The 14495-nt window shown below is 33.3% G+C and carries 8 protein-coding genes; 3 read left to right on the top strand and 5 right to left on the bottom strand.

Annotated features, from left to right (window positions below; all coding sequences use genetic code 11):
- Nucleotides 1–296: 296 nt before the first annotated feature.
- Together BUB63_RS02880 and BUB63_RS02875 are read left to right on the top strand one after the other, a co-directional pair.
- Complete coding sequence (locus BUB63_RS02880) at nt 297–1193, top strand: AraC family transcriptional regulator (protein ID WP_084106456.1); 897 nt, start codon at nt 297–299, stop codon at nt 1191–1193.
- Between the two features lie 77 nt (nt 1194–1270).
- Nucleotides 1271–2452: an MFS transporter gene (locus BUB63_RS02875; protein ID WP_073247877.1), complete on the top strand. Its 1182-nt coding sequence runs from the start codon at nt 1271–1273 to the stop codon at nt 2450–2452.
- 13 nt (nt 2453–2465) lie between these two features.
- On the opposite strand, the gene BUB63_RS02870 is transcribed toward BUB63_RS02875, so the two are convergent.
- The 5 genes from BUB63_RS02870 to BUB63_RS02850 form a co-directional block, all read right to left on the bottom strand.
- Nucleotides 2466–2678, bottom strand: coding sequence for a heavy-metal-associated domain-containing protein (locus tag BUB63_RS02870; RefSeq protein WP_073247876.1), 213 nt, complete (start codon nt 2676–2678; stop codon nt 2466–2468).
- 13 nt (nt 2679–2691) lie between these two features.
- A complete protein-coding gene (locus BUB63_RS02865; RefSeq protein ID WP_027309078.1) occupies nt 2692–5121 on the bottom strand; it encodes a heavy metal translocating P-type ATPase in 2430 nt (809 codons plus the stop codon).
- Nucleotides 5122–5129: 8 nt separating this feature from the next.
- The gene (locus tag BUB63_RS02860; protein ID WP_027309079.1) at nt 5130–5393 is read right to left on the bottom strand and encodes a metal-sensing transcriptional repressor; all 264 of its coding nucleotides are present in this window, start codon (nt 5391–5393) and stop codon (nt 5130–5132) included.
- A 100-nt stretch (nt 5394–5493) separates the two neighbouring features.
- Nucleotides 5494–5901, bottom strand: a complete 408-nt coding sequence (locus BUB63_RS02855) for a hypothetical protein (RefSeq protein ID WP_073247875.1) — start codon at nt 5899–5901, stop codon at nt 5494–5496.
- Nucleotides 5902–5971: 70 nt separating this feature from the next.
- Nucleotides 5972–7084, bottom strand: a complete 1113-nt coding sequence (locus BUB63_RS02850; RefSeq protein ID WP_073247874.1) for a clostripain-related cysteine peptidase — start codon at nt 7082–7084, stop codon at nt 5972–5974.
- A 149-nt stretch (nt 7085–7233) separates the two neighbouring features.
- Between BUB63_RS02850 and BUB63_RS02845 the strand changes: the two genes are divergently transcribed.
- On the top strand, nt 7234–14472 hold the full coding sequence (locus BUB63_RS02845; protein ID WP_073247873.1) for a DUF11 domain-containing protein: 7239 nt from the start codon (nt 7234–7236) through the stop codon (nt 14470–14472).
- Nucleotides 14473–14495 lie beyond the last annotated feature (23 nt).

The following is a 14495-nucleotide window of genomic DNA, read 5'->3' as shown; positions in this document are numbered from 1 at the left end:
TTTGAGGATTTATTCTTCCATCTTTTAACCCCTTGATTTTTTCTCCAAGATGGTATACCTTAGAGAAGTAGGTGAGCATTTGTTTTAAATAACGCTTGTTCATCTCAAAACATCCTTTCTATTGGGTTTGTAGCAAAATTCATTATAGAAAGGATGTTTTCATTTTTAAACCCTAAATTTTTTCCAGTAAAAATCGGAATTTACATATTTCAATTATTATTCATCTAAACCATTACATATCAAGGGGCTACGCCCTATTTATTTTTTAATCTGCGAAACTTCTGGAATTTTTTCATATGATTATTATAACACTATTTATGGAGATGATTAATATGGAACCATTTAAAGAAATAGCACAGCTTGGAAATAAAATTCTGCCTATAAAGATATTTATAACAGAACTTAATCAAACGTGTACATATGTTCCACCCCACTGGCACGATTTTATAGAAATACTATATCTTTTAGAAGGAGAGGCAAAAATACAAATAAATAATTCCTATTACGATATAAAAGGTGGTGAAATAGTACTTCTAAACAGCTTAGATGTCCACGCCATATATGGTTTCTCTAAGTACCTTGTACTTCAATTTGATACAAACATAGCAACAGACCTTCCTATTGAATTTAATAAACTATTTCCCTTTAACGATGATGATAAAATAATAAAACAGGATAAAAACTACATAGATTATATAGAAACAATACGACATTATATGGAGGATATAATAAATAAATATAATAAAAAACCCCTTGGTTATGAAATTGATATTAGAGGAAGTATCTATAAAATTTTAGCCTCAATTATTGCCTACTCCCAAACAACATCTAAAAATGAAATCTCATATAAAAAGCATAAAGAAAACCTTCAAAGATTAGAAAAACTTTTAAGATATATAGATGAACACTACAACGAAAATATTACTATAAACGAAGCTGCATCAATGCTTAACTTTGCTCCTAATTATTTTTGTAGATTTTTCAAAAATACGATGGGTAAAACCTTCCTTGAATATCTTAATTTTTATAGATGCTCTAAGGCTGAAATTTTAATAAATACCACCAATAAACCCATTACAGAAATCGCGTTAATGGTAGGTTTTTCAAGTACAGCATACTTTAATAGAGTATACAAAAAATATAAGGGGCATAGCCCCTCCTGTGAACGCAAAAAGATAATATTGTACAAGTAGAAGATAATATATAAATAGTTCTTTCTATTTAATTTGGCTAAAATAAAGCTGTAATTAAATGAGAAAGGATTTTGGATATGATTAAAAAAGTAAAAAATATAAACAAAAATATATTGCTATACCTATTAATCGAATTATTTATCGGAATATATTTTGGTTTCTACTCATTTTTTATAGGTCCCTTTATTTTATCTAAAGGTTTTAATGAAAGCTTTTTAGGTATTGTAACTGTTACACAAACAATAAGTTTTGCTCTATTTGCATATATAGTGGGTATATTGTCAAAATACATTAAAGATAAATACATATTTGCTTCAACAGGAGTTCTATGTTTTGTATCAAGTATACTCTATATGTTTTCTAATGGTAAACTTTCAATACTAATTGCTGCATCGATATATGCAATGGGTATATCTGCAATAGTTGTAATAAAACCGCCCTTTTTAATTAAAAACAGCAATGGCTTTGATACAGTTAAATTATTTAGCTTTATATTCACATACGCTACCTTTATGAATTTATTAGGTAACTACTTCTCTGGGAAAATAATAAAATTATATAGTTTCAACACCACATTAATTATAATGGCTTTTTTGAGTTTATTTGCCTCCATACCTGCTCTATTTATAACTTCAATAAAAAAATCTAATGATAATAGCAGGAAAGCCAACAAACTTAAAATAAATAAGAAAATGAAATTTATTTTACTATACACATTTTGTGGTGCATTTGCAGTGGGAATGATAATACCCTACTACACAACCTACTTAATAAATAAAATGAATTATTCAACTGACACTGCAGCTTTTATAAATAACTTTAATATGCTTGGAAACCTTTTAGCTATGATTATTTCCCCTATAATAGCTAAAAAAATTGGTCAGCTTAAGACCATAACCTTTGCCAAGTTATTATCATTCCCCTTTGTTTTATTGTTTGTTCTTTTAAATCCAAGCCTAAATTTTATAACTCTTTTATTATGTCTATTCTTCCTTGTAAGGTCTGTGCTGATAAATATAACTGTACCTATTGAAAACATTATTTTTATGAATGCGGTAAATGAGGAACATCAGGCTAAATTCAACAGCATAGTTGTTCTTATAGGTAACATAACAGTTTCTATATCCTCATATTTAGCAGGAAATATTATTTCATATACAAAATTAGGATATTCACTAACCTTCATACTTTCTGCAACAGTATTTGTTATGCAGGCATTAGTTTTTATAGTATTTGATAAAGTAAAGGAAAGCACCTAATATTAGGTGCTTTTTACATCTCCTCTATTGAAACTACACTATATCCAAATTCCTCTATCTTTTGGATTATCTCTTTATCATCCACATTATCCACATCACAAACTGCATATTTGCCCTGCAAGTTAACCTCTATATTTGATATCCCCTTTATTTCTAATAATGCCTCCTCAACGTGTCTTACACAATGCATACAGCTCATTCCCTGAATATTAATCTTCTTTTTCATTTTTACTCCTCCTTTATCTTTTAGGCCTAAAGCCCTTTAATCTTAAAGCATTTAAAACAACAGAAACAGAACTAAAACTCATTGCAAGTGCTGCAATCATAGGATTTAGTCTTGGGCCACCAAATAGTACAAGCACTCCTGCTGCAACAGGTATACCTATGACATTATAGAAGAAGGCCCAGAATAAATTTTCCTTAATGTTCTTTATGGTTTTTCTGCTTAACTCTATTGCATAGGCTGCATCTAAAAGATCGCTCTTCATCAAAACAACATCTGCTGACTCTATTGCTATATCTGTACCTGAACCTATTGCCATTCCTACATCCGCCTGAACAAGGGCTGGTGCATCGTTTATTCCATCTCCAATCATTAAAACCCTTTTATTTTTGCTTTGGTATTCCTTCACTACATCTGCTTTATTTTGAGGAAGAACCTCCGCAATAAATTCGTGCACCTTAACTTCGCCTGCAATTGCCTTTGCTGTAAGGTAATTATCCCCTGTTAGCATAACAACCTTCTTTTTCATATTTTTTATTAATTCTATTGCCCTTTTGCTGTTTTCCTTTACCCTATCTGCAATTCCAATTACACCCTTAACCTCATTATCTATTGCAACTATAATTGCCGTTCTTCCGTGCTTTGATATATCTTCTATATATTCCTCTACATTTGATATATCTATACCATATTCCTTCATAAGTTTAGTATTACCTACTAAAATTTCCCTCTCCCGAATTCTTCCATATACTCCGTGACCTGTAATACTTTTAAAATCCTCAACATCATATATTTTTATTCCCTTATCCTTTGCATATTCATATACTGCTTCAGCAAGAGGATGTTCCGAAAGTCTCTCTATTGAGGCAGCATAGGAAATAAGCTCTTCTTCATCTATAAAAATAGGCTTTAAATCTATAACTGAAGGCCTTCCCTCAGTTATAGTACCCGTCTTATCAAGTATAACTACATCTACCCTATGAAGCATCTCAAGTGCCTCACCTGATTTTATAAGCACCCCAAGTTCTGCCCCTTTGCCAGAGCCAACCATTATTGCTGTCGGTGTTGCAAGGCCTAAAGCACAAGGACAGGCAATTACAAGTACAGAAATAAATATAGTTAAAGAAAATACTGTATCCTTTGTCCCAATGTACCAAGCAACCGAAGATACTATTGCAATTAAAATAACTACAGGCACAAAATATCCAGACACTATGTCAGCAAGCCTTGCAATAGGTGCCTTTTTAGACTGTGCCTCCTCAACAAGTCTAATTATTTGGCTTAAAACTGTATCCTCCTTTGCCTTTGTTACCCTAAATTTTATTGAACCATTTTTATTTATACTACCTGCAAAAACATTAGAGCCCTCTTCCTTAAGCTGCGGTATGCTCTCACCGGTGAGCATTGATTCATCTACTGTCGTTTTTCCTTCAATTACAACTCCATCAACAGGTATCCTCTCACCAGGACGAACTAAAACCATATCATCAACTTCTACCTCATCTGTTGGTATCTCAATTTCCCTATTATCCTTTATTATCGTAGCCATCTTTGGTGATAGATTTATAAGCTTTTCTATTGCTTCTGAGGTTCTATTTTTTGCCCTTGCCTCTAAATATTTACCAAGGAGTATTAAAGTAATTATTGTTGCTGCCGACTCAAAATATAACTCCATTGCATAATTGGTATTTCCAATTGCTATTTGATATATAGCAAACAATCCATATATTATAGCAGCCGAAGTCCCTATTGCAATTAAGCTATCCATATTAGGCGATAGCTTAATTAAATTTCTAAATCCTACAGTATAAAACCTTCTTCCTGCATAAATTGTAGGTAAGGTAAGAATTAGTTGAACAAGTGCAAAATTTAATGGATGTTTATGATGGTGTATTATATCTGGTATTGGGAAATTAAGCATATGCCCCATTGCTATATACAAAAGAGGAATAGTAAAAGTTGCTGCAATCTTTAAATTTATTAAGGATTTATCCTCTTTTTTATCCCCTTGACTTTCTTCTTTAACATCTTCTACTACATCATATCCAGCCCCTTTAACAATTGACTTTATCATAGATAGTCTTACCTTTGATGTGTCATACTTTACATACAGCTTCTCTAATGCAAAATTAACCTCTGCACTTAAAATACCATCTGCCTTCCCTAACACCCTCTCTATTGTCTTTGCACAGGAGGCACAGGTCATACCACTTATTTTTAAAGTAACCTGCTTTATATTCTTTAAGGAGGCTCCATAGCCTGCCCTTTCTACAGCCCTAATAATATCCTCTTCATTTATCTTTGTCTTATCATACTCCACATAAAGCTCCTCTATTGCCAAGTTAACCTCTGCCTTATCAATTCCATCTAACTTTTTTACAGCTCTTTCAACAGCCCTTGAGCAGGCTGCACAGGTCATACCCGTTATTTTAAATTTATTGTTCATAAATCCACCTACCTTGTTAATTTATCAAAAACATCTATTATTTCATCTACCTTCTGTTCTCCATTATTATTTAAAAAGGCCTCCTTAACACAGCTATTTAAATGGCCCTTCAAAATTAACATATTTGCCTTTTTTATCTGCTTTTCCGCTGCAATTATTTGATTTGAGATATCTATACAGTATCTTCCCTCATCTATCATTTTAAGTATTCCCTCTATTTGTCCTTTGGCGGTTTTTAAATATTTTTTTGCTTCTTCTCTTTCTTTATTCATATTATCCTCCTCCATCCCCCACCCTGTGGGGGTATGTATATAATAACATATATATTTAATTTTTTCAATATAATAAAAAATAATAGGTGGCATAGGCCACCTATTGCAGATGCTTTAGGTTTTCAAGCTGCTCCCTTCTGTGCTCCTGTTTTTCCATTGTCTTTTGTAATGTAAATTCGTCCATATTGTGCTTATTATGGTCAAGGTAATGTTCTGTATAGATTAAATTCTTTTCAATATTTTCTACTTCCCTCTTGTAAAAATCATCATCTTTTCCATATGCAATTAAATTTCTTAAGTGCTTAATTTGTTCCTCTCTGTATCTTTGAAGTTCAAGGACATACTTAATCTCATCCAAATCGGTAATATTTGAGTGTTCCTCAAGGTGTCTCTCTGTCCTTGTATGCTTTTCAACTAAATCTATCAGCTGGTCAACTCTTCTTGCGTTGACTTCCTTTAGACTGTCCTGTCCTTCACACTCATTGTGATTATCCTTTATATGAGGCATATAAACACCTCCCTTTGTTTCTTAATATTAGTTTGCTTCAAGTAAAGCTAAATATGTCTTTAAATTTAAATCAAATATTCCAACCTTTAACCTTAACAACATTATTTAAAATATTTGTAGCTTCTTTTATATCAATACCTCCATTTAATGATAATATAAGACCAAGGATTGCGGATTTCGTGAGCCTCTTTGGTAAAAAATTTATATTATGAACACTACATTCCTTAAAATCCTTTGATATTAAATTTATCCACTTATTGTTAATTGAGAAGGCTAAATTTCTATATATTCTATACAATTCATCTATATAAAAGTCTATTATCTGTACTCCTCTGGAATTTTCTGATTTAAAGCAAACTATATTATTTATTTTTTTATATATCTCTAAAAGACCTATATCCCTTTTTACAGCTTCTATATCCTTATAGCCCTTTAAAATACATTCCTCTGCAAAGGCATTGCAAAAATACTTAATATCCTTTACCTTTGATTTTGTTGGCCTACTTAATATTAAATTATCCCTCTCCATAAAATATAAAAAATCCTTATTCCTTTCAATAAGACTATAAAAATTTTCAATAAAACTTATATAATCAATTCCACCAAAATCCCCTTCACCATAATAGGTTAAAATATAATTTATATTGTCATATCTTTTTTTGATTTCATAAAGTATCTCTATATAGTTCATATAACACATATCCAAAAAAAGCAGATCTAAACCTTTTCTGCAATCTAAAAGAGCTTTATTTATACTATAGCTCATATCCTCTATCGGCATAACATAGGGAACATCAAAGGTCAAATCTGTAATTCCTCCTACAAAGGAAAAACCGTGGGAGGCAATAACAAGAGCATTGTATTTTGCCCTACATACCTTTAATCCCCAACATATAAAATCATATAATTCCTTAGGGTGTGCCATATTCCTTTTTCCTAAATCAAAGTATTCTATATATCCATCCCTTATATGGTACCTTCTTACACCAGTCCATAAATTTTTATCATAATGTATATTTTCAAAGGGCCTTATTACCTTAACAAATTCCCTATTCTCCCTTCCAACTTCAATAAAAAGCTCAACTTCCTTTGATTTAAACCTAAGAAGGTTCTCAAAGGCATTATATATTTCAGGTTCAATTTCGTTATTCCCATCTAAATAAAAAAGAAAACATATACTCATAATACAAATTCCTTAAGCTTGCTTTATTTTATTATATGTTAACAAAATAAAAAGTCTTCTATAAAATTTTAAACCAATATCCTCCCATTCATCATAAATATAAATAATGAATATAATAATACGAGAAATAATAATAATGGAGGGTAAATATGGCACTATCTCCATCTGAATTTGTAGCAAATATGTCGCCACAACCTTTAAAGATTGTACTTGGAAAAACTTCTACCTTAAACCTTACCTTCTCAAACACAAGCCTTGTGGATAGAGGCTACAACCTATACGTTGAACTAACTATCCCAGATGGTTTTTCATTCTACTCAAGTAGCATTTCTCCTACAGAAGTTATAACCAATCTTGACGGTACAATCACAGTAAAGTGGGTTAACATTAAGGACCTTGCTCCAAATGAGCTAAACTACACCATATCTGTTGAAATAAAGTCGGATGAAACCTTTAGAAGCACATCACTTCCAGTTCCCTTTGATATACCAGTTCCAAATTTAAACCTAACTGCAAAGGTTGATACACTCCCAAGAGGAAACGACGACCCTGGTAATATAGAAATTATAAAAAGTGTCACAAATAATATAATCCCATTAAGATACAACCTAATTAAAAAAGGTCCCGGTAAAATGCCAAAGGGTGCAGGACTAATTCCAACACCAAATCCTCTTTGGCCATTTACCTACACATTGATACTTGATAACAACACTCGTGAATCATCTAATATAACATTAATAGACAATCTTCCAAATGGAATTAGATATTTAAATAATATTACTGCAACCGGTCCTAACGCATCAAGCTTTTTAACCCCAACGGTTACAGTACCCTCACCTTCTCCAAACTGCAAAAACTATACAATAATTGACTGGGGAAGCAAGACGCTTTCTGCTGGAAGCACAAATATAATAAACTTTGATGTGGCAATATGGGATAAATACTCTACAGGATGTATTGAAAACTCAGGTAGTAAAATACCCCACGATACTCCTTTAACAAATACTGCAATATTAGATGGTCTATCCGGCCCTGTAACTGCAAACCTAACTACCATTGCAAAGGATATAACAATAGATAAATCCATTGTAGGTTCATCTATTACAGACGTAGGACTTACAAATTCATATAAACTTGTTTATAAAGTAAATCAATACGACAACGTAAACAATGTTGTAATTGTAGATGTAATTCCTGACGGGATGGAATACATTTTAGGCTCTGCAAATCCATCTCCTTCATCTATTACAATAAATCCAAATGGAACAACTACACTTACTTGGAATTTAGGTAATCTAACAACTGGTACAACAGGTACAATAACATTCCAAACACTAACTAAAGCAACCTATGTAGATAGTAGCCCTGTTGCATCAAACGATAGTTTGACAAACACTTCAAACGTAAATGGTATAAACTCAAATACACTTTGGCAGACACCAGATAGTTCTTCAGTCACTTCATTTATAAAAAAACCTTTTATTGATAAGCAAATTCTTGGATACTACTACAAAGACGGTACTCCAAAACCATATTCTGTTGCATCACCTGGTGACTTAGTAGAATTTTCTATAAACTATGATGCATCAACTTTAAATGCTACCCAGCTTAATATAGAGATAGACGATTATGCCCCATACAATATGGGACCTTTGCCACCATCATCTATTACCTACAGCGGAACTTTACCTGGGCCCTTTACACCCTATACAGTATCGCCAAATGGTTTTAGATGGGCTTTAGGTAATTTACCTGGTGGCACAATATGGACTGCAACCTTTAAAATTCCTGTTTTAGATATACCTTTAAATGCTGTAAAGAATAATCTTGCAAAACTTGCAGGAAGAAATAGTTTAGCACTTTCCTATAGCGATAGAGACCAGATTGAGGTAAAATTTGGAACACCAAATATCGAATTTGATAAATCTGTTTCAGGTCCTAATGTAAATGCTATTAAAGCTGGAGAAGTATACACTTATACCATTACAATCAAAAACACCCAAACCTTAGATAACCTAACAACCGATGCCTTTATGATGACATTAACAGATGTAATACCCGATGGTCTTATATATAATGGAAATTACACTATTACAGGTACAGGAATCTATGACACTCCAAGTTTTGTTGGACAAAACGTTTCAATGCTTATAAGAAAACTTGCACCTGGGGATAGTCTAACCTTTAGTTATGAAGTTTTAGTAACAAACTCTGTAGTAAGCGGTCAGGTTTATATAAATAAAGCCATCCTTACAAGACCTTATTCACAGATGGATATGTCCTATCAATATCCTGGAGACCCCTTTGAGGATTCAACAATTCTAAAGACCGAAAGACTAAAAATAGTTAAAACAATAAACCCTGCCTATGTTAAAGTAGGAGATATTGCAACCTATATACTTGAAGTAACTATCCCTAAAGGAACTATAGCATATAACGTAAAGGTAACAGACACCTATAAGACACCTGAACAGGTTTATGTGGGAAATGCAACACTAAACGGTATCCCCATTACACCTACTGTTACACCACCAAATGTAGTCTTTCCAACCATACCAATAATAGATGCAACAGCCAATGAAGTTAAGCTAATTTATTCATTTGATATTAGAGTTATTTCTGCTGCACACGTATCACCATTTAGTGAAAACCAACCTAACACTGCAAAGGTTGAATGGGATGTTGATACACAAGGAACTCCTGCAATCCCAGAGATAGTAACTCAAAATTTAGTAGTAAGAACTCCAAATATCATTGCCACAAAGGAACAGAGAAACTACACCCAAAATGGAACCTTTAGAACTGCAGATTTAAGCTTTAATGTAGGAAATATTATTGAGTATAAAATTACCGTAACCAACAACGGACTTGAAACAGCCTATAACACCATCGTCACAGATGTATTAAATCCACTTTTAAGCTTTGTTCCCTTAAGCTTCAATGCAACATTAGGTACTCCAACCTATTCAATGGGAACAGTAACTTGGACAGTTCCTGAGCTTCCACTTGGTCAGTCGGCTACACTAACCTTTAGAGTAGAGACTTTACCTGGCTTTGCCGCGAACTCATCAACTTCAAATAAGGCAACATTTATATATAATACCAACAACAATGGCTATGGTGTTGAATACAGCGGCACCTCCAATACCGTTAATCTTATTGCTCCAAACTTAACACTTGTAAAAACTGCATCGCTTCTTCAGGCTGAAATAGGTGATGATATAGAATATACCCTAACTGTTACAATACCCTATGGTGTTTATGTATATTCCCTAAGGGCAAGGGATACACTACCAACAGGACAGACCTATATTGGACCTGCAACAAGGCAGCAGGATACAGGTCCTATTACACCTATAACTCCTTCTGTTGTTGGGCAAGTGGTAACATTCCCTACAGAACCAGACCTTTATTCCTATCCAAATCCAATAACTATAAAATATAGATTTATTGCAAGGGTAATAAGTGGAAACCATACCCCACCATATACCCAAACTCAACAGAATCAATCAAGAATAGACTGGGCACTTGTATCTGGAGGACCTTTAATTAGAAATAGAACCTCAAACTTAAATATAACAGTAAGAACCCCAAACATTGTAGTTACAAAAGAACAAAAAAACTTTACACAAGGTGGAAGCTATACGCAAAACCCAATAACCTCAAATCCAAATGATACTATATACTATAGAATAACTATTAACTCAAACGGTGCATCACCTGCCTATAATATAAACCTTAGCGATGTATTAGATTCTAATTTACAATTTATCTCAATAATAGGTGCATCATCTGGAACAGCATCCTACTCTGCAGGACCTCCTGAAACAATTAACTGGAATATACCTGTTTTAAATAATGGTTCTTCGGCAACCCTTGAATTCTCAGTTAAAATAAAATCCCCAATTGCAGCCTCAATCTCAATAACAAACAAGGCAACCTCAACCTATGATTCAAACGACGTAAATCCTGTAACCTATAATGCAGATTCAAATACTACAACCATAAATATACCTGCACTCACTATCACCAAGGAGGCTGTACCAAATCCTGCAAAGATAGGAGATGAAATAACCTACACTATAACCATTCCTGTTCCTGAAAATATTGTTGCCTACAATTTGTTATTAAATGATGTTTTCCCATCAAAGCAGGAATATGTAATAGGTAGCTTTACACGAAATACAATCCCTGTAGCTCCAACAATTGTAGGAAATACAATAACCTATCAAGAGACAGCTCCGGTATATGGACCAACAACTCTAATATACTCCTTTAAAACTATTGTTAGAGATGGAAAGACAGAGGCACCTTATACAGAAATGCAAAGAAATAGTGCTTCTATAAAATGGAACTTAACTGAAGGAGGCCCATCTGCACCTATCGTTTCAACCTTTGTAGATGTTGAGGTTAGAAGCCCTCATATAAAGATTGAAAAGTGGCAAAAGAACGTAACAAAGGGTGGAGATTTCACCAAAAATCCTATTTTTGATGTTGAGGCAGGAGATGAAATACACTATAAACTAACAATTACAAACGATGGTTTAGCAGATGCCTTTAATGTTATAACAACCGATATACTTTCAAGCTATCTAATATTTTCTTCAGTAGTACCTCCTCCACCAACAGGTACTGTAACTCACATTGCTGGTACAGTTACTTGGACTGAATCTACTTTAACAGTTGGAGAAGCAAAAACACTTATATTCTCCTGTACAGTAAACTCAATTCCAACACCGGGTGAGGCTGTTGAAAACTTTGCAGAGAGCCTATATGATACAAATACAGTAAATCCAAAAACTTTAGGCCCTGCTTTATCAAATAAAGTAACCTTCAACTACGCCTACCCTGAGATTACAAAAAAGGTAGATAAAAATGCTGCCCTTGTTGGTGAAGAAGTTGAATATACAATAAACGTATCAGTTCCTCTTGGAGTAAAGATATATAATGTAACTGTAAACGATATACTACCAATAGAGCAGAGCTATGTTCCATTTACTCTAACTAAAAATGGTGTAAATCTTGGTGCTGCCACTTTAACCTTCCCTGTTGAAACTGAAATAGATGCCCAAGTAGCAGAAGTTAACATTGAATACAAGTTCAGAGCAAAAGTAAACAGTATAACATCGCCTCCTCAGCAAGGACAAATAAATACGGCTAAACTTGATTGGAAATACACTCCACTTGGTCCAAGTGGTCCACAGCAAACAGCAACCTCAACCGTTTATGTATCAAATGCAAACCTAATATTAACAAAATCCCAAAATAATACAACAACAAATCCACTTAATCCATTTACAACCGATGATATAAAGGTTAACGTTGGAGACTTGGTATATTATGAACTTAAGGTATATAACCCTAACACCTATGCACTTGTTAATGTGGTTGCAACTGAAATAATTAATCCTCTATTATCATTTATCAGTATAATTTCAATTGACACAGGAACACTAACTGTTTCTTCAGGAAACCTTGAATGGACTATCCCATCAATTCCTGCAGGTACCGAATACAAGGCAGTGATTGCCCTTATAGTAAACTCTGGTGCATTTACAGGACAAAGAGTTCCAAATAGCTTTAATGCAACCTTTGCTATACAAGGTGCAACACCTCTTGTTTACTATGGTCCAAAGACTTCAAATACTGTCTATGCCGTTTTAGGTGAACTTGGTGTTTTAAAATATGCATCAGATAATACCTTTAAGGTTGGAGATATAATAACCTACTTTATAGAAATAACTGTGCCCTATGGAACAAAGGCTAAAAATATAAGCATAATAGATACTCTGCCATCTAAACAAATTTATTTAGGCCCTGCAATTTATAACTCAACAACATTAACTCCTATATTTTCTAATGGTGATATCATATTTAACATTCCACTTGTTGATGCAACATTAGAGGAGAAGAAAATAACATTATCATTTAATGCAAGGGTACTTGATGGAAACAACTTAGAACCTTATATTGAAACTCAAAGAAATATCATTAAAGTTACAAGTGAAATAGATGAAGAAGGAACACTAAGCCCTAAGATAGAAAAATATGTAGATGTTGAAGTAACAAGGCCATTTGTATTTGTTACAAAAACCCAAAGAAATATTACTCAAGAGACAGGTTATACTACTAATTTAATGTCTGTTTTAGCCGACGATATACTTGAATTTAGATTAACAGTCCACAACTTCGGTTCATCATCTGCCTACAATATTGTAATTGAAGATTATATATCACCCTATTTAGAATATACAGGATACTATGATGCACCTATTGGAACAGTAATCTACCTCCCACTACTTCGAAAAATTCAATGGACGATTGATGAACTTCCAGTAAACACAGTAAAATCTCTAATATTTAGGGTTAAAGTTGTGGGAGGTATTCCTGCAGGTGGATTCTCTAAAAATAAAGGAAGCTTTATATACTCCACAAACAATACAACCCCAATAACCTATCCAAAAGAAGATACCAACGAAGTTATTCAAAAATTCCCTGATATTGAAGTTAGTAAAATTGCAGATATATACTACACTACAGTAGGAACTATCATAAGATATACCGTAACCTTTAAACTTCCAAAGGGAACAAGTATAGTAAATGGACAATTTACCGATATACTCCCTATAGGCCAAACCTACGTCGGAAATGCAACTTTAATGGGACAGCCAATAGAACCTGTTTTAATAGAAGCCCAAAAGGTTGTATTCCCTGTTGTACCTTATGCCTATGCAGAGGAGGACGAATATTATAACTACGCCTTTGATGTATCTATTTTAAGTGCAAACCCAAACCCTATAACCTTAATAGATACCCAGCAAAACTGTGCCTATGGAGTATGGTATCTATCCCCTGAGGAAATAGGCCCTGGAATTCAGATTTGCACAAACATTTATGTAACAAACTCAGAGATTAGTCTATCAAAGGAACAGAGAAATTTAACAAAACAAGGGGAGTTTACACCCAATAACATCGTAGGTTCACTTGGGCAGCTTGTTGAATATAGACTTGTTATTACAAACAATGGACCAAATCCAATTTATAATGTAAATGTAAGCGATGTTCTAAACGATGATTTGAAATTTATTGAAGTTGTCTATGCAGAAGGTACAGTAACCCATACAGGTGAACCAAGCGATGGAATAGTCTATATTGATATTGACAGTATGGGCGTAGGAGAATCAAAGACATTTATATTTAAAGTAAAAATACTAAGAAGAGCCCAAGGAACTATAAAAAACAATGCAAAACTAACATTTAAACTTTCTCCAGAGTCGGATATAGTATTTGAAGGCGTAAAATCCAATACTGTTATAATAAACAACCAAGGTTCTGGAAGCCGTGGAGTATCTATTAAAAAGATATTAGAATTAAATAACGCAAATTAAACTTATCCCCCTGAATATTTTCA

Source organism: Caloramator proteoclasticus DSM 10124 (assembly GCF_900129265.1).
In the GTDB taxonomy this organism is placed as follows: Bacteria; Bacillota; Clostridia; order Clostridiales; family Caloramatoraceae; genus Thermobrachium; species Thermobrachium proteoclasticum.
This window is presented reverse-complemented; position numbering and strand designations above follow the sequence as displayed.

Coding starts and splice junctions, on each gene's coding strand:
- BUB63_RS02850 (WP_073247874.1), bottom strand. CDS start 7,084: ATGAGTATATGTTTTCTTTTTTATTTAGATGGGAATAACGAAATTGAA.
- BUB63_RS02875 (WP_073247877.1), top strand. CDS start 1,271: ATGATTAAAAAAGTAAAAAATATAAACAAAAATATATTGCTATACCTA.
- BUB63_RS02880 (WP_084106456.1), top strand. CDS start 297: ATGATTATTATAACACTATTTATGGAGATGATTAATATGGAACCATTT.
- BUB63_RS02860 (WP_027309079.1), bottom strand. CDS start 5,393: ATGAATAAAGAAAGAGAAGAAGCAAAAAAATATTTAAAAACCGCCAAA.
- BUB63_RS02865 (WP_027309078.1), bottom strand. CDS start 5,121: ATGAACAATAAATTTAAAATAACGGGTATGACCTGTGCAGCCTGCTCA.
- BUB63_RS02870 (WP_073247876.1), bottom strand. CDS start 2,678: ATGAAAAAGAAGATTAATATTCAGGGAATGAGCTGTATGCATTGTGTA.
- BUB63_RS02845 (WP_073247873.1), top strand. CDS start 7,234: ATGGCACTATCTCCATCTGAATTTGTAGCAAATATGTCGCCACAACCT.
- BUB63_RS02855 (WP_073247875.1), bottom strand. CDS start 5,901: ATGCCTCATATAAAGGATAATCACAATGAGTGTGAAGGACAGGACAGT.